General features: G+C 73.0%; 16 protein-coding genes, 1 tRNA gene and 1 pseudogene. 6 read left to right on the top strand and 12 right to left on the bottom strand.

Annotated elements, in window-relative coordinates; all coding sequences use genetic code 11:
- Positions 1 to 22 precede the first annotated feature (22 nt).
- From efeB to DTL70_RS32645, 6 genes are all read right to left on the bottom strand, one after another.
- Positions 23 to 1,513, bottom strand: coding sequence for an iron uptake transporter deferrochelatase/peroxidase subunit (gene efeB / locus DTL70_RS32670; protein WP_245980303.1), 1,491 nt, complete (start codon positions 1,511 to 1,513; stop codon positions 23 to 25).
- A gap of 19 nt (positions 1,514 to 1,532) precedes the next feature.
- Positions 1,533 to 3,698: a copper resistance protein CopC gene (locus DTL70_RS32665; protein WP_114025638.1), complete on the bottom strand. Its 2,166-nt coding sequence runs from the start codon at positions 3,696 to 3,698 to the stop codon at positions 1,533 to 1,535.
- A gap of 191 nt (positions 3,699 to 3,889) precedes the next feature.
- Complete coding sequence (locus tag DTL70_RS32660) at positions 3,890 to 4,417, bottom strand: copper chaperone PCu(A)C (protein ID WP_114025637.1); 528 nt, start codon at positions 4,415 to 4,417, stop codon at positions 3,890 to 3,892.
- A complete protein-coding gene (locus DTL70_RS32655) occupies positions 4,414 to 5,079 on the bottom strand; it encodes an SCO family protein (RefSeq protein ID WP_114025636.1) in 666 nt (221 codons plus the stop codon). The genes DTL70_RS32660 and DTL70_RS32655 overlap by 4 nt, the downstream gene beginning before the upstream one ends.
- Before the next feature lie 226 nt (positions 5,080 to 5,305).
- Positions 5,306 to 5,977, bottom strand: coding sequence for a YcnI family copper-binding membrane protein (locus DTL70_RS32650; RefSeq protein ID WP_114025704.1), 672 nt, complete (start codon positions 5,975 to 5,977; stop codon positions 5,306 to 5,308).
- Between the two features lie 336 nt (positions 5,978 to 6,313).
- Positions 6,314 to 7,201, bottom strand: a complete 888-nt coding sequence (locus DTL70_RS32645; RefSeq protein ID WP_114025635.1) for a hypothetical protein — start codon at positions 7,199 to 7,201, stop codon at positions 6,314 to 6,316.
- A gap of 229 nt (positions 7,202 to 7,430) precedes the next feature.
- Here DTL70_RS32645 and DTL70_RS32640 point away from each other — a divergent pair, with 229 nt between their 5' ends.
- Positions 7,431 to 7,874: an ATP-binding protein gene (locus DTL70_RS32640; protein WP_114016710.1), complete on the top strand. Its 444-nt coding sequence runs from the start codon at positions 7,431 to 7,433 to the stop codon at positions 7,872 to 7,874.
- Between the two features lie 79 nt (positions 7,875 to 7,953).
- Here DTL70_RS32640 and DTL70_RS32635 read toward each other — a convergent pair whose 3' ends face one another.
- The 3 genes from DTL70_RS32635 to DTL70_RS32625 all read right to left on the bottom strand — a co-directional run bounded on the left by DTL70_RS32635 (position 7,954) and on the right by DTL70_RS32625 (position 12,185).
- Complete coding sequence (locus tag DTL70_RS32635) at positions 7,954 to 9,057, bottom strand: PP2C family protein-serine/threonine phosphatase (RefSeq protein ID WP_114025634.1); 1,104 nt, start codon at positions 9,055 to 9,057, stop codon at positions 7,954 to 7,956.
- Positions 9,058 to 9,263: 206 nt separating this feature from the next.
- Positions 9,264 to 10,706 carry an aminopeptidase P family protein gene (locus DTL70_RS32630; RefSeq protein WP_114025633.1) on the bottom strand — a complete coding sequence of 481 codons (1,443 nt, stop codon included), beginning with the start codon at positions 10,704 to 10,706 and terminating at the stop codon, positions 9,264 to 9,266.
- 198 nt (positions 10,707 to 10,904) lie between these two features.
- A complete protein-coding gene (locus tag DTL70_RS32625) occupies positions 10,905 to 12,185 on the bottom strand; it encodes a PP2C family protein-serine/threonine phosphatase (RefSeq protein WP_342776527.1) in 1,281 nt (426 codons plus the stop codon).
- Between the two features lie 985 nt (positions 12,186 to 13,170).
- Here DTL70_RS32625 and DTL70_RS32620 point away from each other — a divergent pair.
- Positions 13,171 to 13,896, top strand: coding sequence for a bifunctional DNA primase/polymerase (locus DTL70_RS32620; RefSeq protein WP_114025631.1), 726 nt, complete (start codon positions 13,171 to 13,173; stop codon positions 13,894 to 13,896).
- 478 nt (positions 13,897 to 14,374) lie between these two features.
- Positions 14,375 to 14,950 (top strand): hypothetical protein, encoded by a 576-nt coding sequence (locus tag DTL70_RS32615; protein WP_114025630.1) that lies wholly within the window; start codon positions 14,375 to 14,377, stop codon positions 14,948 to 14,950.
- 279 nt (positions 14,951 to 15,229) lie between these two features.
- Here the strand turns inward: DTL70_RS32615 and DTL70_RS32610 are convergent, their stop codons facing one another.
- The 3 genes and pseudogenes from DTL70_RS32610 to DTL70_RS32595 form a co-directional block, all read right to left on the bottom strand.
- Positions 15,230 to 16,219, bottom strand: coding sequence for a DUF5926 family protein (locus tag DTL70_RS32610; RefSeq protein ID WP_114025629.1), 990 nt, complete (start codon positions 16,217 to 16,219; stop codon positions 15,230 to 15,232).
- Positions 16,220 to 16,905: 686 nt separating this feature from the next.
- Positions 16,906 to 17,455 (bottom strand): annotated as a pseudogene (locus tag DTL70_RS32600) (ATP-binding protein); the annotation flags it as partial.
- 71 nt (positions 17,456 to 17,526) lie between these two features.
- Complete coding sequence (locus DTL70_RS32595; protein ID WP_114025628.1) at positions 17,527 to 18,459, bottom strand: glycerophosphodiester phosphodiesterase family protein; 933 nt, start codon at positions 18,457 to 18,459, stop codon at positions 17,527 to 17,529.
- 910 nt (positions 18,460 to 19,369) lie between these two features.
- Here DTL70_RS32595 and DTL70_RS32590 point away from each other — a divergent pair.
- From DTL70_RS32590 to DTL70_RS32580, 3 genes are all read left to right on the top strand, one after another.
- Positions 19,370 to 20,890 carry a S1C family serine protease gene (locus tag DTL70_RS32590; RefSeq protein ID WP_425470434.1) on the top strand — a complete coding sequence of 507 codons (1,521 nt, stop codon included), beginning with the start codon at positions 19,370 to 19,372 and terminating at the stop codon, positions 20,888 to 20,890.
- 45 nt (positions 20,891 to 20,935) lie between these two features.
- Positions 20,936 to 21,022: transfer RNA gene (locus DTL70_RS32585), tRNA-Ser, on the top strand.
- Positions 21,023 to 21,584: 562 nt separating this feature from the next.
- Complete coding sequence (locus DTL70_RS32580) at positions 21,585 to 21,866, top strand: hypothetical protein (RefSeq protein ID WP_114016697.1); 282 nt, start codon at positions 21,585 to 21,587, stop codon at positions 21,864 to 21,866.
- Positions 21,867 to 21,921 lie beyond the last annotated feature (55 nt).

The following is a 21,921-nucleotide window of genomic DNA, read 5'->3' as shown; positions in this document are numbered from 1 at the left end:
GGGCACCCGCCGAGTGCCGGTCTCAGCCCTCGAGCAGCCGCTGGCCTACGTACTCGCCCCGCGCGGGACCGCCCGGAACGGCGAACAGCCCGCTCGCCTCGTGCCGCAGGAAGTCCGAGAGCGCGTCCCCCCTGTCGAGCTTGCGCTGCACGGGTACGAAGCCGCGCAACGGGTCCGCCTGCCAGGCCAGGAACAGCAGCCCCGCGTCCGGCGCACCCCCGTCCCCGAAGCCGTCGTGGAAGGAGAAGGAGCGGCGCAGCATCGCCGCGCCCCCGTTCGTCTCCGGCGCCGCGACCCGCACGTGCGCGTCGGCGGCGATCACCGGCAGCCCGTCCTTGCCGCGTTTGTCGAGGTCAGGGGCGGTGTGCTCGTGCCCGCCGGACAGCGGCGCGCCGTCGGACTTGCGCCGCCCGATGACCCGCTCCTGCTCGCCGAGCGCGTGCTCGTCCCAGCTGTCGAGCAGCATCCTGATGCGCCGCTGCACCACGAACGAGCCGCCCGCCATCCAGGACGGCTCACCCGAGGACGGCACGAAGACGCGCTCGGCGAAGTCGTCGTCCGTGGTCTTCGGGTTGTTGCTGCCGTCCACCTGGCCCATCAGGTTGCGCACCGTGCGGGGACGGTCCGTGGCCCCGGGGGAACGGTTGAAACCGGACATCTGCCAGCGCACCCGTGCCGCCCCCGCCGCCTCCCGCTGGAGCGCGCGCAGCGCGTGGAAGGCGACCAGCGCGTCGTCCGCGCCGATCTGCACCCACAGATCGCCGTCGGAGCGTTCCTTGTCCAGCGCGTCGGCGGAGAAGTCCGGCAGCGGGGCCAGCTGCCGCGGCAGCTCCTTCTTCATACCCGTACGGGTGAAGAACGTACGGCCGAATCCGAACGTCACCGTGAGCGACGAGGGCCCCGCGTCCAGCGCGATTCCGGTGTCCCGCTCGCCGCCTGACGGCGGCTCGCCCGCCATCATCCGCCGCGCCGCGTCCGACCAGCGCCGCAGCAGCGCCGCCGCCTGCCTGCGCCCGGCACCGGACACGAGATCGAACGCCACCAGGTGGCCGTGCGCCTGCGCCGGTGTGACGATGCCCGCCTGGTGTGTGCCGTGGAACGCCACGCCGGTCGAGCCCAGGGACGTCAGCGCCGTGGGCGGCTCGTCCTGCGCCGTCGCGTGCCCCCACGCGCCGCCCGCGGCACCCAGCACCAGCCCGCCCGCGCCCGCGGCGGAGGCGGTGCCCAGCAACCGCCTCCGCGACAGCGGCGCGCCGCTCCCGGACGGCGTACCGCTACCTGGCGACGCCCCGCTACCGGACGACGCATCGCCACCCGACGACGTACCGCGTTCGTCTTCCGCCGCGGCCGGGGGAGGGACAGATTCCCGGGACGGGGACCCCCGGCGGCGTTCTCGCCGCTTACGAGGGGCGTTGACGGCGGTCGCGCGGGGACCGCGGACGGGTTCGCCGCCCCGCTCGGGGCTGCCGTCCGTGGAGTGGTTCGCGGATTCGTGGTCGCTGTGCGTACTCATGGTGTGGTTCGGTTCCGGCTCAGCCGATGGTGGCGGTCTTGTAGGTGGTGACCTGGTCGATGTCCGAGGTGCGGACGGTGAGTGCGAGTTTCCATTCTCCGGCCATGGGGAGCCGGACATCCGTGGCCTTCCAGTGGCCCTTCTTCCCCGCGACCGGTTTCAGGGTGACAGGCAGCGGTCCGAGGTCCTTCGCGGGGAGGGTGAAGGTGACCTTCACTTCCGGTGCGTCGAGCGGTCGGCCGCCGGGGGCGGTGGTGTGCACCTGGAGGGTGTTGCGGCCGCGGGAGCCCGGGTCGAGCGTGAGCGCGGCGGTGCCCTTGCCGCCGGGGCCGCCGGTGTCGAACGGCACCTTCGCCTCCACGGGACCGGCGGAGGCGCTCGTTCCCGAGTTCCCCGCCGCGTGCGCCTGCGCCTCGGTGCGGCCCGGCTCGGTGTTGGTCAGGATCGTGGTGACGGCCAGCAGGACGACGGCGATGGAGGCCTCCGTCAGTACCGAGCGGCGCAGTCCACTGCGCTGGGGATCGGCCTCGCGCCGCTTGCGCTGCTGTGCCGCGTCGGCGGCGTCCCGCTGCCGCGCGAGCTGCGCGGCGCGTACGGGGTCGGCCGTGCCGTCGCCGGAAGGATCCTCGGCAGAGGCGCTGTCGGAAGAGAGGCTGGAAGACGGAGCGGAGGCGCGGACCGGCGGCTGCGGAGAGCGCGTGTGCGGAAGGGACGCTGTCCGGGCGGGGATGTCCGTACGGACGCTCTCCGTGCGGCCGTTTTCCGCCTCCCTCGGAACCTCCGTCGCCTCCCCCTGGACAGCCGTCGTCTCCGTCGGGACCTCCGACAACCTGGCTGTCCATCGGCGGGAGAACCAGCCGATCCCCACCAGCACGGCCACCAGGGCGACCTTCACCAGCAGCAGCTGTCCGTACGACGTGCTCGTCAGCGCGTCGAGAGTCCCCACCTGGCGCCACGACTGGTACAGCCCCGTCGCGGCGAGCACGGTGACACTCGTCAGGGCCACCGCGGAGAAACGCCGCACTGCCGTGCCCGAGGGCGAGGGACCCCAGCGCAGCAGACAGAAGAGCGCGGCCAGTCCGCCGAGCCACAGGGCGACAGCCAGCAGGTGCAGGATGTCCACCGGCATGGCGAGGGACGTCTGGATGCCGGTGGAGGCGTGTTCGGCCATCGCCCAGGTCGCCGCGAGCCCGGCCGCGACGACGGTGCCGCCGATGGCGAGCCCGTACAGCAGGTCGTGCCGCTCCCGCGCGCCGACCGGCTCGTCCGAGTCCGCCGCACCGTCCGTGTCCGCCGCACCGTCCGTGCTCACCGCACCGTCCGTGTCCGCCGCACCGTCCGTGCTCACCGCACCGTCCGTGTCCGCCACGCCGTCCGTGCTCACCGCACCGTCTGTGCTCACCGCACCGTCCTTGCGGCGCCGCGCGTACGCCCCGAAGAGCACCGAGACGAACAGGGCCGCCGCGGCCAGCAGCAGCATCCTGGACACCAGGGCCGTGCCCGGTTTGGTGGCGACCACCTCCTTGAGCCCGCCCAGGTCGAGGACGTCGGCGAGCCTGCCCGAGCCGGTGTAGGGGGTGCGCAGCAGCAACAGGGCCAGCGTGGCGGCGGTCAGGGTGACCCATCCGGTGACGGTCAGCCGCTGTACCGCCCGCGAGGAGGCCGCGCGCGGGGCGCACAGCATGACGAAGCCCGCTCCGCCGACCAGCAGGACGAAGCCCGCGTAGGCGGCGTACCGGCCGATCCCGTAGAGCGTCCCCACGGCACCGCCGCCGGCGTTCTCGTCCTGCTGGGGGACGGTCGCGCTGGTTTCGGACGGTTCCTTGACGGAGAAGGTGAACGCGCCCGAGACGGGGTGGCTGTCGGCGGAGACGGCCTGCCAGGCGACCGTGTACGTGCCCTTGGAGAGCGAGGACTTGAGCGACACGGCGCGCTGCGTCTTCCCGCCTGTGCCGGTGTCGCGGATCGCCCCGGTGTCGGCCCGCTTGCCGTGCGGGTCGAGGACGCGGATCGAGTCGTCGGACATGGCCACGCCCTCGGAGAAGTCGAGCGTCACCTGGCGGGGCGCGTCGCGCACCACCGAGCCGTCCGCCGGGTCGCTGCCGGTCAGCGCCGCGTGCGCGGCGGCGGGCCCGGCGGTGGCCAGGATCCCCAGCAGCGCCAGCCCACCGGTCAGCAGAGCCATCACGAGCGCTTTCCACGCACCACGGGCCGACGGGGCGACCGTCCGCGCACGGGACGACTGTGTGGCCGCTCGGAGGGAAGGGGGCGCCGTCGCGGCGCGGGGCAGCGCCGGCCGGCCGGCCGGGCGGTGACGCCGGCCGGCCGCGGCAGCGGACGGAGGGGGCTCAGTGGTGTACGGCACGCCTGCGAACCTCACTTCTCGGGTGTGTAGTTCGTCGCCTCGACGGGAGCCTTGACCGTGACGGAGCCGGACTTGGCGAAGTGCAGGACGAAGGTCACCGTCTGGCCCTTGACCGGCTTGTGCTTGAGTTCCATGAGCATCAGGTGGTTGCCCCCGCGCGCCAGTTTCAGGGTGCCGTGCGCGGGGACCGGCAGGGACTCGACCTGCCGCATCTGCTGTTCGACCGTCTCGTGCATCTCGACCTCGCCCGCCACGTCACTGGAGACGGAGGTGAGTTTGTCGGCCTTGCCGCCGCTGTTGCGCACGGTCAGGAAACCGCCGGCCATCTTGTCGGTGGGCGGCTGCGGCACGTAGGCGCCGCTGACCTTCAACTCGGGGCGCCCCGTCGCCGCGGCGCTCCCTTCCTTGTCTCCGGACGAGGAGGACGAAGAGGACGAAGGGGATGAGGAGCAGGCACCCAGGGTGAGCACACAGGCGGCGCCGAGCGCGGTGGCGGCGAGTGAACGGCGAGCCGTGGCGCCGAGCGGACGAGGGATCACGGGTTCTCCCCCTTGATGATCTTGGGCAGTTCCCTGTCGAGGATCTTCGGGTCGGTGTTGCCCTCGGTGTAGAGGACGTGCGCCTTGTCGTCCTTGGGGGAGAAGGCGAGCACCTGGGCGCCGTGGGTGGAGACGACGTCGCCGTTCTTCTTCTTGTACGACGGTTCGACGCTCACGCCCAGGCTGCGGGCGCCCGCCTGGATGGTGTCGAAGTCACCGGTCAGCCCGGTGAACGACGGGTCCTGGCCGCGCAGCCACTTGCCGAGCTCCTCGGGGGTGTCCCGCTCCGGGTCGGTCGTGACGAAGACGACCCGCAGCTTCTTCTGCTCTTCCTTGGGCAGCTTCGCCTTGGCCACCGCGATGTTGCTCATCGTCAGCGGGCAGACGTCGGGACAGTTGGTGTAACCGAAGTAGAGGAGCGTGGGGTGGCCCTTGGTCTCCTCGATGAAGTCGTACTTCTCGCCGTGGGTGTCGGTGAGCGTCAGGTCGGGCTTGTCGAAGGGCTGGTCGAGGACCGTGCCGCCCTTCTCCTGCTTCTCGACCGTGGCCGGCTTGTCGGCGGCCTTGCCGCCGTCATCGCCGTCGGTGCCGCAGCCGGTCAGGGCGAGGGCGGCGGCCGCGACAAGGGCGGCTGCCGCCGGGACCGTTCTGGTAGTGCGCATGGTGGTGATCCGCTTCGTGCTGGTTCGGGGTCGGGTGTGCGTGTCGGTGTCGGTATGGGGATCGGTGTCGGGGCCGTGACGGGGCCGGTGTCGAAAAGTGCGAGGGGGCGAAGGAGCGAGGGGCGCGAGAGGGGCGGACACGGGGCCCGCGGGTGGTGCGGCCCGGCTCACGCGCCGGGCCGCACCACCCGCGTCGGACCGCGGGGTCAGAAGGGGGCAGGTGGGGTCAGGAGGTGCGGCGGCGGCCCGCCAGGACGCCGAAGCCGATACCGGCGACGCCCACGACGATCCCCACCACGCCCAGGACGCGTGCGGTGGTGTCGGAGCCGTCGCCGGAGTCGGCGTCCGTGCCGGAGGAGGCCGCCGTCTGCTCCGTGGCCTTGCCGTCGCCCGACGCGGACCCCGCGGCCTTCCCGTCCTCCTCGGCGGCGGCGAGCTTCAGCACCGGCGCCGGGTGCTCGGGCTCGGGCGCGCCCTTCTGCTGCTCCTCGATCCACCGTACGACGTCGTCATCGTCGTAGGTCTGCAGGGCCTTGAAGACGAGCTGGTCCCCGTCCTCGGGGAGTTGTCCCATGGAGACGGGGAACTGCTGGAACTCGCCGGGCTCGACCTTGCCGCCGCTCCAGGTGACCTTCGAGACGGCTTCGGTGATCTTTTCGCCGTGGGTCTCGATCGGCTTGTCCAGCTTCTTCTTGTCGACCTTGATGTCCCAGCCGGGCACCGGCTGCGGCATCACGGACGCCAGCGGGTGGTCGGTGGGGAAGGTGACCTCCAGCTTCACGGTGGAGGCGTCGTCCTTCTCGTTGGGCACCTTGAAGTTGACGGTGCTGTAACCACCCTTGGGCGCCTCCTGCGGGTCGACGCTGACGTGCGCCGAGGCGGGTCCGGCGACCAGCATGAGGGTGCCGGCGGCGAGCGCGCCGACGGTCACGGCGCGGCGGTGGGAGTTCTTCACGAGTGTGCTCCTGACGGACAGGGCGAATGACGGGCAGCATGCGTGCGGGGTACGCGTGCGCGCGGGCGTGCGGTACGGCCCGCACGGCGCAGCTGCCCGACCGCGCGCGCCTCTCTCTCGCACGGCGCTCCGGTCGGTCACGTAGGGCCCAGGGAAGCGCACAGGGCGTACGGCTCACCGAAGCACACAAGGCGTACGGCTCTGTTGCCGTGGCTCACCGGTGTGGGGGAGCGGAGAGAAGAGGGGGCGCGGGGCGGTCGTCGTCCGTGTGCGGGGCCGTCAGGCCGCGAGCGCGAAGGCGTCCGCCGTGCGTGCGGGCGGGCCGCGCCGGTGGACGGTGTGGTCGAGTGTGACGGAGCGCGGCGCCCGCTCGTCACGTGGACGGGGAAAGACGGACCGTGCCGGTGTCTTGGGCAGCAGTCCGGCGTGCAGCGCCCGTACGTAGGCCAGGGCCCGGCTCAGAGCCAGCGCGGCCACCAGTTCGTCGGCCGTGTCGGCGGCGTCGGCCGACAGCCGCACCAGGCGCCACAGCGCCGCCTCGCCGCGCCGCAGCAGCCAGCCGAGCAGCAGTGCCGCGCACAGGTGGCCGAGGAGCATCGGTGCGTCGAACATGCCGACGGCGGCGCGCGCCGCGTCCCGCAGGCAGTCGAGCGGGGTGTCGGGGAACGGCACCGAGGAGGCCGCTTGGGCGGCATGGTGTGCGGAGTGCCCGGCCGAGCCGCCGCCCGCCGCGGCGGAGGCGGCGGTGTCCGGGTCGAGCCCCGCGCGGGAGACGATCCGGCGCGCGTCGGCCTCGCTCATGCCCGCCGCGCTGTGGTTGCACAGCAGCTTTCCGGCCAGCGCCCGCACCCCGCCGGGGCCGTCCGAGGAGCCGGGGCGCGTGCCCGCGGCGGCCTGTGCGGAGCCGGAGGCGCCCATCGTGCCGAAGGAGAAGAGCACGTGCAGGGCGAACTGGCCCAGCGTGAGCAGCCCGGCGATGCCCGGCAGCGAGCGCTCCCGTCCGGCGAGAGCCACGGCGAGCGTGAACACGCAGCCGAACCCCAGCGCCAGCGGGACCAGCGGGACCATCGTGCCCGCGGCGAGGATGTGACCGGCGGCGGACACGGTGACGCAGGCCGCAGCGAACACCGCGGCCCGCAGCAGTCTCAGGTCCGCTCCGGCAGTCATGGCGGCGCCATCATCTCACCGCGTCCGCTTCCGGTATACGGCAGGTACAGGCCCCGGTGTACCGCAGGCGGCGGCCCCGCGCGTACGGCGGGTGCGGGCCGGGCAGACGGTCGGCCGGTCGGTACGGCGGGCGGTTTCCGCCGTACGGGGGTCATCGCGACGCGCCCGAGTAGTGCTCGGACACGCAGGCAATAGGTAACCCGTGTGTCGAGCCGCGTGGAGGGTGAGCATGAGCAGCCTGTGGTGGTCTCTCCGGCTACGGCGCGAAGCCGCCAGTGTGCCGCTCGCGCGGCACCTTCTGCTGAGCTCCATGGAAGCGGCCGGAGTCGACCCCGACGTGGCCTACGACATGTGCCTCGCACTGTCCGAGGCGTGCGCGAACGCCGTCGAGCACGGCAGCGCGGCCGGTGACCTGGCGGGTGCCTACCGCGTGTCCGCCTACCTGGAGGGTGACCGCTGCCGCATCGAGGTGGCCGACACGGGGCCCGGTTTTCCCGCCGGATACGACCCGGTGCGGTGCGGGAACGAGGCGGAGAGCGGGCGCGGCCTCCACCTGATCGAGTGCCTCGCCGATCACGTGCGGTTCTGCAACCGGCCGGGGCGAGGCGGCGCGGTCGTCAGCTTCGACAAGGTGCTGGCCCGCCGCGACGGAGCACTGCTGCCCGCGTTCTGAGCGAGTGGTGAGTGGGTTTCCGAGCGGCCGGTGCACGAGTTTTTCTGAGCGACGGGTGCACGCGTTCTGAGCGGCCGGTTCACGAGGTCGGCTCGACCTGCTGGTCCTCGGTGGTGGCGGGCTCGGGCCCGGCGCGGAAGTTGCGGTAGCGCAGCAGCAGCATCGCCGCGTCGTCGTTGAGGGGGGAGCGCACGTGTTCCTCGATGTCCTGGTGGACGGCCTCCAGCGCTCCCTCGGGGTCGGGGTCCTTGAGCAGGTGGGCGCGTTGGTCGAGGGGGTAGAAGTGGTTGTCGGCGTCCCGGGCTTCGGTGACGCCGTCGGTGTAGAGCAGCAGCTGGTCGCCGGGGGCGAAGGGCACCTGGTGCGGGAAGGGCGGTTCGCTGCCGTGCAGTCCCAGGCCCAGCGGCAGGCACCGGCGGGGCGGCTCGGCGAAGTGGACGCTGCCGTCGTGGCGCACCGCGAGCGGCGCCGGGTGACCGAAGTTGAGCAGCGTCGCCGTCCGGGGCCGCTCGCTGTGTTCCACTTCGACCAGCACCGCCGTCACGAATTTCTCGCCCAGCAGGTGCCGGTCCAACGCCCGCTCCAGACGTTCGCCCACGGCGGGCAGGTCGGACTCGTCGTAGGCGGCCTCCCGGAAGGCGCCGAGTACGACGGCCGCGGTCTCCACGGCCTCCAGGCCCTTGCCCTGGACGTCCCCGATGATGACGCGCACGCCGTGCGGCGAGGTGACCACCTCGTACAGGTCGCCGCCGATCCGGGCCTCGGCGACGGCCGACGTGTAGGAGACGGCGACCCGCAGCCGCCCGGCGCTGCGCGGTACCGGGCGCAGCAGCACCCGCTGGGCGGCCTCCGCGATGGAGCGCACGTTGGCCAGCTCGGCCTCCCGCCGCTGCCGCATCGCGGTGGCCACCAGCGCCGCCACCGACACGCCCGCGACGGAGATCAGCGTGGCGTTGCCGCGCCGCTCCCCGAACTGGTCGTTGTAGAAGCTGAGCGCGACGGTCAGCACCAGCGCCAGCGCGCCGACGGCGGCCGTGCGCCGTTTGCCACCGGTCAGACCGGCGAACGCGGGACCGAGCGCCATCATCGGCTGCAGCCCGATCCCGGGCCCGCCCGTCATGTCGGCGGCACCGACGACGGCCATGGCGAGGAAGGGAAACGCGGACAGCAGTCCGGTCCTCATCCGGGAGACCAAAGCGCGCTCTCTTCCTTGTCGGTGACAGGCCACTCGTCGGTGCGGGCCACCCGTCGGTGCGGGGACACCCGCCGGGTGCCGGGTGCCGGGCCGCCGGGGGACCGCTCGCCGGTGACAGGCTCAGCGGGCGCGTTGTCGTCGCTCGTGTCTCCTGACCTCGCCGCCGTGCTCGGATTTTAGGACTTCGACGGGCGTTACGACCTGAGTTCCGCCATCCAGCTCTCCACCGCGGAGCTGCTGCGGGGCAGCCCGGCGGACAGGTTGCGGTTGCCGTCCTCGGTGACCAGGATGTCGTCCTCGATGCGCACGCCGATGCCCCGGTACTCCTCGGGCACCGTCTCGTCGTTGGCCTGGAAGTACAGCCCCGGCTCGACGGTCAGGCACATGCCGGGCTCGAGGGTGCCGTCGGCGTAGGTCTCGCGCCGGGCGACGGCGCAGTCGTGCACGTCCATGCCGAGCATGTGCCCGGTGCCGTGCAGCGTCCAGCGCCGCTGCAGACCCAGCTCCAGCACCCGCTCGACCGGGCCCTCGACCAGGCCCCACTCGACCAGCTTGGCGGCCAGCACCCGCTGCGCCGCGTGGTGGAAGTCCAGGTACTTGGCGCCCGGCTTGACGGCGGCGATGCCCGCTTCCTGCGCCTCGTAGACCGCGTCGTAGATCGTGCGCTGGAGGTCGGTGAAGCGGCCGTCGATCGGCAGGGTGCGGGTCACGTCGGCGGTGTAGAGGGTGTGGGTCTCCACTCCGGCGTCGAGGAGCAGCAGCTCGCCCGAGCGCACGGGGCCGTCGTTGCGCATCCAGTGCAGCGTGGTGGCGTGCGGGCCCGCGGCGCAGATCGAGCCGTAGCCGACGTCGTTGCCCTCCACGCGGGCGCGCAGGAAGAACGTTCCCTCGATGTAGCGCTCGGAGGTGGCCTGCGCCTTGTCGAGCACGCGGACGACGTCCTCGAAACCGCGCACCGTCGAGTCGACCGCCTTCTGCAGCTCGCCGACCTCGAACGCGTCCTTGACCAGCCGCATCTCGGACAGGAAGCCGCGCAGCTCCTCGTCCCGCTCGGCGGTCACCTTGTCCGCCAGCGCCGCCTCGACGCCGGCGTCGTACCCCCGTACGGCGCGCACCGGGCCGCTCGCCCGGCGCAGCGCGTCGGTGACGGTGCGTACGTCGGCGCACGGCAGACCGTAGAGCTTCTCGCTCTCGGTGAGGCTGTGCCGCCGGCCGACCCACAGTTCGCCCTGGCCGTCCAGCCAGAACTCGCCGTTCTCGCGGTCGGAGCGCGGCAGGAGGTAGAGCGTGGCGGTGTGGCCGCGCGCACCCGTCGGCTCCAGGACGAGCACGCCGTCCTCGGTCAGATCGCCGGTCAGGTACGCGTACTCAACGGACGACCTGAAGGGGTACTCGGTGTCGTTGGAGCGGGTCTTGAGATTGCCCGCGGGGACGACCAGCCGTTCGCCCGGGAACCGTGCCGACAGCCTCTCGCGCCGCTCGGCCAGCTCGGCGGCCTGCGCGATCGGCTCCAGGCCGTGCTGCTCGGTGTCCGCCCAGCCGGACTTCATGTTCTCGGCCAGCTCGTCGGAGACGCCCGTGTACAGGCCGTTCTTCCGCTGCTTGATCGGCTGCTCGTCAGCGGCGTCGTCTGCCACGTCTGCCTCCTGTTCGACGGATGAAACCACCTTCCATCGTATGGGTGGCACGTGGCTGGTCCAGAGCCGTGCGGATGTGACCTTCCCCCGGCCGCGACGGCGGACCACGCCGCCCGCGAGGGCCCGCGCGGGCGGGTGAGCGAGGTCCGTACGGCGTGCGGTTTCTCTGGGGGCGGGATGCGTGCGGCGTGCGGGCGCTCAGAAGCGGGCGGCCAGCAGGACGACGTCCTCGGGGTGGTCGGGCAGGTCGGCCAGCGGCGCGGGCAAAACGGTGCGCAGCACGTGGTCGACCAGCGCCTCGGGGTCCTCACGCGTGGCGCGCGGCGCACCGGCGGCGGCGGACCGCAGCCGCGCGAAGGCGCGGTCCATGGACTGGCCCGTGCGGTGCAGCAGCCCGTCGGTGTAGCACAGGAGGGTTTCGCCCTCTCCCAGCACGACCTCGGCGCTGGGCGCCTCCCAGCAGGCCAGCATCCCCAGCGGCGCCGAGACCGCCGTCTCCACCGGCTCGACGCGGCGGGGCCCCACGATCAGGGGCGCGCAGTGCCCGGCCCCGGCGAGCAGCACCTTGCGCGCCGCCGGCTCGGCGTACGCGAACAGAGCTGTCGCCGAGGCGGCCGGCTCGGTCAGCCGCAACAGCAGTTCCAGGTCGGACAGGACGGCGACCGGATCCTCGCCCTCCATCACCGCGTACGCGCGCAGGGAGGCGCGCAGCCGCCCCATGGCGGCCACCGCAGCGGGGCCGCTCCCGGTGACGGACCCGACGGCCAGCCCCACCGCCCGGTCGGGAAGCGCGAGCGCGTCGAACCAGTCGCCGCCGCCGGACGGGCTCGTACGGTGCCGCACCGCGAGGGTGACGCCGGGGACCCGGGGCAGCGTGCTGGGCAGCAGTTCCGCGCCGAGGGCTGCCGACTCCTCGCGGATGCGGGCGAGTTCGCTCAGGTGGGCGCAGTGCTCGGTGGCGTAGCGCATATAGCCGCCCAGCAGCTCCCGCTGGCGCACGGTGGGCGCGCCCGGCTCGTCGTAGAGCCAGACGGCCGTGCCCAGACGGACGCCGGAGCCGGTGGTGAGCGGCACGGTGTAGGTGGCGGAGTAGCCGAGGCGGGCGGCGACCTGCCGGTGGTGCGCGCCCAGGCCGGGGGCGGCGGCGAGGTCGGGGCAGGCGACGCCGGGTTCATGGTCCGCGTCGGGCGTTCCGGCGGGCGGGGAGGGGGCGGGGACGGTCTCCAGCTCGCCCAGCTCGGCGCGGCCCAGGCCCATGCCGAGGGTCTGTTCGGGGACCGGCCCGTGGGCGGCGCCGGGGTGCGTACCGGGTTCGAGGACGACCAGGCCGCGCGGGGCGCCGAGGAGGGTGCCGCCGGCCCGCAGCGTCTCGCGGAGTGCGGCGTCGAAGTGGTCGGTGCGCGCCAGCCGGGTCGTGAGGTCGAGCAGGCAGGACAGGTCGCAGATCCGTTTGCGGTCCGCCGGCGAGCCGGGGTTCACCTCGGGTGGGTGGTCCTGTGGACGGCCTTGGGGGGAGCGGGGGTCCCCTGGCGGCGGGTCCGTGCCCGGTGCGGCGGAGGCCCGGGCAGCTGTGGGAGGGGCGGGGGAGGCGGGCGGTGCGGCTGGTGCGGCCGAGGCCGCGGATTCGGCGGGCTCCGACGAAGCAGGGGACGTCGGGGAATTCGAGGAAACAGCTGGTTCGATTCCAGCCACTTTCGGCAGGTGCGGAGAGGTCATGGGCAGCGACCCGGAAGGTGGAGAAACTGGTCCAATAGCATCGCAAACCCCCATGTCATGTTGCTCCGCTATCAATGCCACTACATGTACACATGCCGTTGGGGCATGTCCAGTACGTGCGCTGCGGTGCCGAGCATGTCCGCAGAGACGGTGCCTCTCACGGGGGCAGGCCGTACGGTGGAAAGATTGGCGGAAAATCGCTCGCCTGGCGTGCATACTGCTGTCGACTGAGGCCATTCGGCAGCGCGTTGGCACCGCCGCTGCGGGTACGGAACCCTGTGGGGAGACATGGCGTCCTAGAGGGAAGCGGGCACCGCCCCGTCCCTCTTCGCGGGATGGCACCAGTCGCGGGATTGCACAGGCAGCACGGACGCGGTACGAGCGGATGCCGGGGTCCCTTCCGGCCGAGGGCCGGGGGAGGTTCGCGGCGCGTGACAAGCAAGTACGAGCAGCATCGGCGCAGGTGGCGGTCCGCGGTACGCACGCGGTGTGCCCGCCGCCTCGCCACGTTCCGCGCCGGGCCCGCAGCACGAGGCACTGCCAGACACGCACGGTCACCAAAGTTCACGACACGTACTGAGCTGGGAGATCGGTCGGCACGGTCATTGGCGTTCGGCAGGCGAGTCGTTCCCGTCGTCCCGCCGGCCCCGCCCGTTCGGCCGGTCGCCGTTTGTTCACTGTGTTTGCGTAACAGGCGTTGTTTGCTTTGTAGGCGTTGTTCGGCGTTCACGGAAAGGAACGAGCGCTCATGCGCGAGATCCTCGGAAGGCGACGCTCCCTCAGGGCCTGGGGACAGCTCCAGGGCCGACGGTTTCGGGCGCGGTCCGGACGGAGTACCCACCGGTCACCGATGCGGAGCACGGCGCTGACAGCGGCCACCGAGTGGCAGTGGCCCGTCGTCCCGGGAGCCGCCCTCGCCTCCAGTGGGGGCCGGGGCGAGGCCGCCGTCTGCGCGTGCCGCGATCCGGAGTGCGTGGTGCCGGGGGCACACCCCTTCGACCCCGTGCTGCTGGCGGCCACGGCCGACGAGGCCATGGTCGGCTGGTGGTGGACCAACAGGCCCGACGCCCCGGTGATCCTCGCGACCGGCGGCCCGGCGCCGTGCGCGTTGAGCCTGCCGGCGGTCGCCGGGGCGCGCGCCCTGGCGACCTTCGACGCCGCGGGTGTCCGCGTGGGCCCGGTGATCGCGACGCCCACCCGCTTCTCCGTACTGGTCGAGCCCTACGCGCTCGAAGAGCTGGGCGAACTGCTGTACGCCCAGGACCGGGTGCCCAGCTCCCTGCGGTTCCACGGCGGTGGCGGCTACGTGGCGCTGCCCGGCGCCCTCACCGGAGCCGGCAGGGCCCGCTGGGAGCGGGAGCCCGAACCCGGCGCGGACGGCCGGCCGTGGCTGCCCCGGATGGAGACGCTGCTGGACGTCCTCGTCGAGGAGAGCGCCGCGACCCCGGACACGGGTAGTCGACTGGCGTACTGAGCACCGGGGGCGGAGTCGGGGCGGGGTTCCGGCGTCCGGGGCCTTCGGGTGCCCGCGCTTTCGCGCGCCCGCGCCTTCGGGGCTCCGAGAGCCGCAGGCCGGGACGGGGTCCGGATCGGGGATGCGCGGGCGCGGGCGGGCGGTCGGTGTGCCGGTCGCTCACGTGGCCTGTGACGTGTGTTTCGTGGCCGGCGCCGGTGGCGCGTGTGACGCGGGTGGCGCGGGTGGCGCGGATGTGCGACGCACGGTGCTTTGCGCGGTGCGAGGTGTGGTTCGGAGAGCGGGGGCTTCACTCGTACGGGTTGGAGCCGTGGGCAGTTGAGGGGGAAACGGGAGTCTTTGGGGCGTGTACGCCACCTTGACCCCGATATGTTCACCTCACCGGTCGGTCCGGTTCCCGGCCCCGTGCTCGCCCGCCCCGCCCCGCCCCGCTCCCGTCGCTCCTCGTCGCTCCGCTCCCGTTCAGGTGGGTTCCCTCATGCTCCAGCCGCACCAGCGCGCGTCCAGGCTCCGCGTGGTCACCCTCGCCAGCACGGTCGCGCTCGTCGCCGCGGTACCGCTCGCGGCGGCGGTCGCGGGCGAGGACGCCCGCCTCGCGGCCAAGGCGTTCGAGGCGGCCCAGCCCCGGCACGAGACCGCCGGCGAGCCCGAGCGCGAGCCTGAGCCCGAGCCCGAGCGCGAGACGGCGCGACGGGGAGTGGGCGACCCGGGGCGGCCTTCGTCCTCCTGCGGGCCGGAAATCACCTCACCCGAAGGGGTGGAGGCGCGGGCCTGCGTGGTGAGCGAGGGCGAGGAGACCTGGGCCCGCGCCTACTACCGCAACACCACCCGGGGCGCCTTGCCCGCCCTCCTGACCCTGCGAGGCCCCGAAGGGCGTACGACCCGGGTGCGCTGCACCATGGCCGCGGCCGCCGGGCGGGGCGTGTGCGAGACGCCACGCGGCGACGGGGAAGAGCGCGGCAAGGCCCAAGCGCACGAGACCTACTCCGCGGTGGCCGAGGTCGTCTCCGCCGACGGGCGACGGCGTCTGCTACGGGCCGACAGCGGCAGTTGACGTCCGCTTGCCCGGCGGCATCCACGAAAGGTCGGTCCGCCGGCGAGTCGGCGAGTCAGGGGCGGGCCGACGGCACAAGAAAAACCCGGTCGCTGGCGACGGGGGATGCACCAGCGACCGGGCTCCTAGAACCGTAACAAGAGATCGGCGGTTAGCAAATTCGATCGCTCCGATTGAGACGCCGATTTACCTGTGAGTAGGGCAAGTTGGACCGCGCGTGTGATCGGTGTCACGCCCACGGGACCTTCGCGAACCCCACGCCGAATCTCCCGACTGCCGTCAGTTGAGCGTCACCTGACGGTTGGTGAGACCGCTGCGCGCGCGGCGCTCCTCGGCCGTCAGCGGAGCCGTCGCCGCCAGCGCCTCGGCCAGGCGTTCGGCGAACGCCGCAGCGGGCTTCTCGCAGTCCTGAGCCGTCATCTTCGAGGGCAGGTCCCATACCGGGACCGTCAGCCCGTGCGCCCGGAAAGAGCCCACCAGCCGGGATCCCTCGGCACCCTGCGGCTCGTCCAGCGACGAGGCACCCGCGGCGTGCAGGCGCGCCAGCGCGTCCAGCAGCTCCTCCTCGGGCCTGGCCATCACCCACCGCAGGTGGTTCTTCCCCGGCGCCTCGCACCAGTAGGCCCCCTCGACCCCCGTCAGCCGGGTGGTGGGCAGGGCCGCGGAGTTGGCGCTCTCCAACGAGGCGGCGACCTCACCGGCCGGCTCCTCCTCGCCCTCCAGCCAGAACTCGAACCCGGAGTGCACCTCCGGCTCGAACGGCGCGTCGAGGTCCAGCAGATCCTGCAGACGCGGGCCCTGCGGGTCGGCGCGGCCCGCGTCGACCGGGGTGCCGGGCTTGGCGGCGAGCGCGCGCTGGAGCGTGTCCGCGAGGTCCCGGCTCAGGTCACCCGAGGCCGTGTCGTTCTGCAGGCCCAGCAGGATCTCACCGCTCTCCCTGTGCAGCGCGGGCAACGCCATCGGCAGCACCGTCGCCAGCGTGACGGCCGTGACGCCCTCGGGGAGCCCTCCCTTGAGCGTCAGACGCGCGGTGGCGGCCGGAACCAGCTCGCGCAGGGCGACCCAGTCGGCCTCCCCGGGCAGCCCCTCGAACGGGCGGCGCACCAGTTCCGTCGCGGCCTGGGCGGCTGCCCTGCCGTGGCACGCCTTGTAGCGGCGTCCCGAACCGCAGGGGCACGGCTGGCGGGCCCCCACCACCGGGTAGTTCCCGCTGTCTGCCGCCCCTGTGGCGGCCGGGGCGGCTTTCTGGGGTCGGCGCTTGTTTGCCATGCGAGCGGTTCTCCAGAGGTGCGGCGTTGTGGGCGCCGTGATCCTAGTAGCTGCCGGGCACAGCGCGCTGCCCGCACCGCCCTGCCGCACCGCACGCGGAGCGGGGGCCGACCGCACGCCCGGCCGCGCTGCGAGCGGAGGGGTGCCCTGTCCGGTGGGGCCGGTGCCTCGTCCGGAGGGCCGGTGCCCTGTCCGGAGGGGCCGGTGCCTCGTCCGGGGAGGACCGGTGCCCTGTCCGGGCAGGGTCGGTATGCGCCCGGGAAGGGCCGACGCTCCTCAGGGAGGGCCGGCATTCCCCGTCCCGAGCGGTGCAGGTAGGCCCGGGAGGCTCAGAGCTCCTCCACCGAGGCGAGGTCGAACTCCTCGCCGGGCTCGCCGCCGAGGCCGCCGGATCCCGCACCGAGGCCGCCGAGGCTGGCGGCGACCCGTCCGCTGAAGGAGTTGTCCGGCCGTAGCACCGCCCAGACCGTCACCGCGGGCTCCCCGTCTGCCGGGGCGCCGGGCGTGATGCCGTCCGGCACGTACGGGCCGCGCGTACCGGTGTCAGAGGAGCCTCCGGATGGCGTACGGGCGCGGGAGGCGCCGCCGCGGCGTGCGCTCCGGCCGTGTGCAGTGTCGGCGGAAGCGGTGTCGTCGGGAGCGGTGCGCGGGGCCCCGAACCTGGTCCGCGGGGGTCTGTCCGGGTGCTCGGACCGCACCCCCCAGTCCCGGGCGAGGGCGGTGATGATGGCGAGCCCTCTGCCGCCGCGTGCGGTGACGGAGGGCTTGGCCGGAAGTGGACGGGTCGGCCCGCCACCGTCCGTGACCGCGATGGTCACCTCGCCGCCCGCGTCCCTGCACCACGACGCCCTGACCGTCGCGGCGTCGGCCGCCGTGCCTCCTGGGCCTCCCTCGGGCCCGTCGCCCCCATGGGCACCCCCCGCTCCGTGCGTCACCGACGACCCCTCGTGCAGCGGCCGCGCGTGGCGGCACGCGTTGCTGAGGAGCTCGGAAAGAATCAGAATCGCATCATCGACGACCGTGTCGGGAGCGCCGCACGCGAGGAGTTCCTCGCGCATCCTGCGCCGTGCGAGCCGCACACCCGACGGACCATGGGGCACGGCCATGGTCGACGAAGTAGGCACTTCCTGTGCCACCACCAACGCCACCCCCGAGACCTCCTTTGCCCCACGCCATCGGGATGAATGCCCCAGCCGAGTGCGGCGGAAACCGGCCACTCCCCTTCTCTTGACGCACTCGCGCGACTGCAATAAGCACCGAATGCGCCGGTGCACTCCCGCCCGCCGGCGCGGTGCGCTCCCGGATCGTCAGTACGGCCCGCCGCTGAGCTGGGCACGGACCTGCTGCGGCCGGTTGGTGATGATCGCGTCGACCCCGAGCCGCACGCACAACTCGACGTCCTCGGGTTCGTCCACCGTCCACACGTGCACCTCGTTGCCCGCGCGGTGGGCACGTTCGACGTACTCCGGATGCGAGCGCAGCAGGCGGATGCCGGGGCCCGCGATGCGCACGCCGTTCGGCAGCCGCCCGTCGCGGTGGCGGGGGAGCAGGAACTGGGTCAGGAACACCGTCGGCAGGTGGGGCGCCGCGGCGCGCACGCGCTGGAGGGAGCGCGCGGAGAAGCTCATCACCCGCACGGGGGTGTTCAGGCGGTGGCGGTCCAGCAGTTCGAGCAGGCGCGCTTCGACCTGTCCGGCCCAGCGGGTCGGGTGCTTGGTCTCGATCGACAGCTCCACCGGGCGCGGCGCCTCGGCCACCAGGTCGAGCAGCCGGTCCAGGGTGAGAACGGAGGTCCGTTCGGGATCGGTGCGGGAGTCGGTCGCGCGGGTCGCGTCCGCCGGGTGGGCGGTGTCGGCCGCGCCGGTTGCTCCGCTCGGGTAGGCCGTGTCGGTCGCGTCGGTGACGTCGGTGTCGAGGGCGGTGTCGGGGGATTCGTACGGGTCGGCGTGCCTGCCCTTCCAGGAGCCGAAGTCGAGTGCCGCCAGGTCCGCGAGCTCCAGCGCCGAGACCGCGCCGCGCCCGTTGGAGGTGCGGTTGATCCGCCGGTCGTGGACGCAGACGAGGTGGCCGTCAGCGGTCAGCCGTACGTCGCACTCCAGTCCGTCCGCGCCCTCTTCGATGGCGCGGCGGTAGGCGGCCAGGGTGTGCTCTGGTGCCTCCATGGAGGCACCTCGGTGGGCGATGACGGACGGCGGGCGGGAGAGAAGGCGGCGCGACCCGGCGGCGAACTCGTTGCTCACGCGGTCATCGTCCCACCGGAGCCGCCGGGCACACCGCGCAGGGAGCTGCGCATGGTTCCGCCGCGCGGAGTGCTGCGCGCCGTTCCGCCGCGGGGCGCCGGCACGCACCCTCCCGGCCGCCTCCCCGGGACACCACGCCGACTCCCCCACCGGGACTCCGTCCGCCCCCCCGGAAACCCGACCCCTGAGATTCGGTGCCGGAGATCCGGCTTCCCCGGATCTCCGGAAGCGGTGCGGGAGGAGCGCGCCTACGCTGGGTCCCGTGACTGCGGAGCACGTGCGTGCGAATCACTGGGGCGTGTGGGTGACGAGCGGTCGGCAGCGCCCTGACGCCGGTTCGCCCGGGCCGGTCCCCCACCACCCGGGGGAGGGAAGTGTGTCCGTGTTGACCCGATGTAAAGACGGAAGTGCGGAGGCTCAGCGTTGGCTTACGTCGGCCTGACGTGTGATGGGAAAAGCTGTCCATGGATACCCGCATACGTGAACGCATCCGTCCCTGCGATGTCGTGTACCTGATGAGGAGTGAGCTGTGAGCACCGAGAACGACGGCGCTGCCGTGACGCCTGCGGCGGGGGCGGGTCCCACGCCTCCGGCGCCGGTCCAGGCCCCGTCCGCCGGCGCCCCGACGAGCCGCGAGGACGGCGACTTCTCGCTGCCCTCCCCTGACTCTTCCGACACGGCCGCCCCCGCCGACACCCCGTCCGACACCTCGCCCGGCGCGCCCCCGGAGGCCGAAGGCCGTACGCAGCACGGCACTTCCGTCCAGGACACAGTCGCCCGTCCGGCCGAGGCGCCGGCGCCGATGTCGGCACCGGCGTCCACGGACACTCTGGTGCAGTCGCCGCAGGACGGCTCACGCGAAGCGCCCGCGCCCGTGGACGCGCCCGCTCCCGCAGCGGGAACGGAGGCGATGAGCCCCGCCCCGGCCGCCCCGCCGCGGCAGCCTTCGCCGCCGCCCGCCGCTCCGCCCGTCGCCGGGGCAGCGGCCGCCTCGGGTGCCGCCGCGATGTCCGGCGGCCCCGGCATGAGCGCGTCCGAGCCCGGCGGGGCCGATCACCCGTACCGGCCGGAGGGTTCGACAGGGCCCGGCGAGTCGGGTGGTTACGGAGCCGCGGGAGACGGCGGCTCGGGACAGGCGGGCGGCTGGGGTCACGGCAGCACGGGTCACCCGACCCCGCCACCCGCGCCGCCGTACGGTGGCGGCCCTGGCGGTCCCGTGGGCCCGGGCGGTTCCGGCGGTGGCGGGATGCCGCCGCACGACCCGTGGGCGATGCCTCCGGGCTCAGGCCCCGGCGGCCCGGAGCCCGGCGGCAAGAAGCGCCGCAACGGCCTGATCGTCGGCGTGGTGGTCGCCGCGCTCGTCGCCGGCGGCATCGGTGGAGGGATCGGCTTCTGGGCGGCCGACCGCTCGGACGGCGGCAGCACCACCATCAGCTCCTCCGCCGACCCCGAGAAGCTCAACCGTTCGCCCAAGTCGGTCGCGGGGATAGCGGCCAAGGCGCTGCCGAGCGTCGTGACCATCCGTTCGTCCGGCGGTGGTGAGGAGGGCACGGGTACGGGCTTCGTCTTCGACAAGGAAGGCCACATCCTCACCAACAACCACGTGGTGGCCAACGCCACCCAGGGCGGCAAGCTGACCGCGACGTTCTCCGACGGCAAGAAGTACGACGCCCATGTCGTCGGCAACGCGCAGGGGTACGACATCGCCGTCCTCAAACTGAGCGGTGTCGGTGACCGCAAGCTGGATCCGCTGCCGGTGGCCAACTCGGGCGAGGTGGCCGTCGGCGATGCCACCATCGCGATCGGTGCTCCCTTCGGGCTGTCGGGCACGGTCACCACGGGCATCGTCAGTGCGAAGAACCGTCCGGTCGCCTCCAGCGACGGCCAGGGCAGCCAGGCGTCGTACATGAACGCGCTCCAGACGGACGCCTCCATCAACCCCGGAAACTCCGGTGGCCCCCTGCTGAACTCGCAGGGCGCGGTCATCGGCGTCAACTCCGCCATCCAGTCGGGCGGCGGCGGTGGCGGCATGGAGGGCGGGGGACAGGCCGGCAGTGTGGGTCTGGGTTTCGCCATCCCGTCCAACCAGGCGAAGCGTGTGGCCGAACAGCTCATCGACACCGGCGAACCCGTCTACCCGATGATCGGCGCCACGGTGCAGCTGGGCGGCGAGGGCAAGGGCGCCACCATCTCGCGCGACGGGGAGAACGGCAGCGAGCCCGTCACTCCGAACGGCCCGGCCGACAAGGCGGGCCTCAAGCCCGGCGACGTCATCACCAAGCTGGACGACACGGTGATCGACAGCGGCCCCACCCTGATCGGCACGATCTGGTCCCACAAGCCGGGCGAAAAGGTCGAGGTCACCTACGAGCGCGACGGCAAGGAGCACACCGTCGAGCTGACCCTCGGCTCCCGCAAGGGCGACAAGTGACCACGCGCTAGGCTGTCCCCCGCACCGCCGGTACCGGCGGTGCGGGGAGGCGTGCCCGAGCGGCCGAAGGGAGCGGTCTTGAAAACCGTAGAGGTGGCGACACCTCCGTGGGTTCAAATCCCACCGCCTCCGCAGTCTGGGGATCCGCGGCCTGAGTAGAGGCCCGGTTCGCCGAAGGGGCACCACCCGCGCGGTGGTGCCCCTTCGCCGTGTGCGGGCCGCGACAGCGGGGCCGTGTGGAGACACCAGACAGAGGATGTCCCGGTCTCGCGCGCTGGGTGGGGGATCTCCGGCGAGCGAGGAGGTCTGGTGGCCGCCGGGGGAGATCGTGCTGGGGGAAGGGCGGGAGAACAACGTGCGGGGCGTAGCGGTGCGCATCCCGGGCCCCGGCGGAACACGTGTCGGAGAGGTGTGCGGGGGCGCGGGCGGGCACGTGTGCGCGGAGCGGTGAGTGCGGGGGAGTGCGGGGTGGAAGGCCGGAGTCGGGGGCGTACAGGAGGTTTATCGACACGTCGTCATACTTGCGGGGGAAACCACCCGACAGGAGGGGTTCACCCGGAGTGCGGTGGGCAACTCTGGATCCGCGACGTCGTACAGCGAGACCGCCTCGCAGTCGGCCAACTGCAGGCGGCGCAAAGGCACTTACGGTGCAGAGCGCTCTCGTGGCGCACTCACGGTTCCTGGAGGATTGAACATGGCACGCATCCGTACCGCCCGCGTCATCGCGGCCGCCGCCGCCCTTCCGTTCGCCGTCGCCGTCATGTCCGGTGTGGCGTACGCGGACAACGGCTCTCTCGCGGACGACGGATCGAATTCCAACGCGAGCTCCAGCTCGCAGGTGCAGGGCGCCGTGGGCGACGGCAACAACACCAACAACGCCAACAACGCCACCGTCAACGGAAACGGTGCGGACGTGGACCAGACCAACGTGACGCACAACGAGACCACCACCGTCGTCTTCCACAACCTGTGGTGACCGACTGAGCGCCCTGCCGGCCTGACGGGCCGGGCGTTCATGGGGATGGGCTGAG

Source organism: Streptomyces diacarni (assembly GCF_003323715.1).
Taxonomy (GTDB): domain Bacteria; phylum Actinomycetota; class Actinomycetes; order Streptomycetales; family Streptomycetaceae; genus Streptomyces; species Streptomyces diacarni.
Note: the sequence above shows the minus strand (reverse complement) of the source record. Positions and strands in the feature narration are given on the sequence as shown.

Bases quoted from the DNA above. Each gene is read 5' to 3' on its own strand.
- DTL70_RS32615 (WP_114025630.1), top strand. From the start codon at position 14,375: ATGCTCCAGCCGCACCAGCGCGCGTCCAGGCTCCGCGTGGTCACCCTC.
- DTL70_RS32590 (WP_425470434.1), top strand. From the start codon at position 19,370: ATGAGCCCCGCCCCGGCCGCCCCGCCGCGGCAGCCTTCGCCGCCGCCC.
- efeB (WP_245980303.1), bottom strand. From the start codon at position 1,513: ATGAGTACGCACAGCGACCACGAATCCGCGAACCACTCCACGGACGGC.
- DTL70_RS32665 (WP_114025638.1), bottom strand. From the start codon at position 3,698: ATGGCTCTGCTGACCGGTGGGCTGGCGCTGCTGGGGATCCTGGCCACC.
- DTL70_RS32610 (WP_114025629.1), bottom strand. From the start codon at position 16,219: ATGGCAAACAAGCGCCGACCCCAGAAAGCCGCCCCGGCCGCCACAGGG.
- DTL70_RS32580 (WP_114016697.1), top strand. From the start codon at position 21,585: ATGGCACGCATCCGTACCGCCCGCGTCATCGCGGCCGCCGCCGCCCTT.
- DTL70_RS32635 (WP_114025634.1), bottom strand. From the start codon at position 9,057: ATGAGGACCGGACTGCTGTCCGCGTTTCCCTTCCTCGCCATGGCCGTC.
- DTL70_RS32640 (WP_114016710.1), top strand. From the start codon at position 7,431: ATGAGCAGCCTGTGGTGGTCTCTCCGGCTACGGCGCGAAGCCGCCAGT.
- DTL70_RS32655 (WP_114025636.1), bottom strand. From the start codon at position 5,079: ATGCGCACTACCAGAACGGTCCCGGCGGCAGCCGCCCTTGTCGCGGCC.
- DTL70_RS32645 (WP_114025635.1), bottom strand. From the start codon at position 7,201: ATGACTGCCGGAGCGGACCTGAGACTGCTGCGGGCCGCGGTGTTCGCT.
- DTL70_RS32620 (WP_114025631.1), top strand. From the start codon at position 13,171: ATGCGCGAGATCCTCGGAAGGCGACGCTCCCTCAGGGCCTGGGGACAG.
- DTL70_RS32650 (WP_114025704.1), bottom strand. From the start codon at position 5,977: ATGCTGGTCGCCGGACCCGCCTCGGCGCACGTCAGCGTCGACCCGCAG.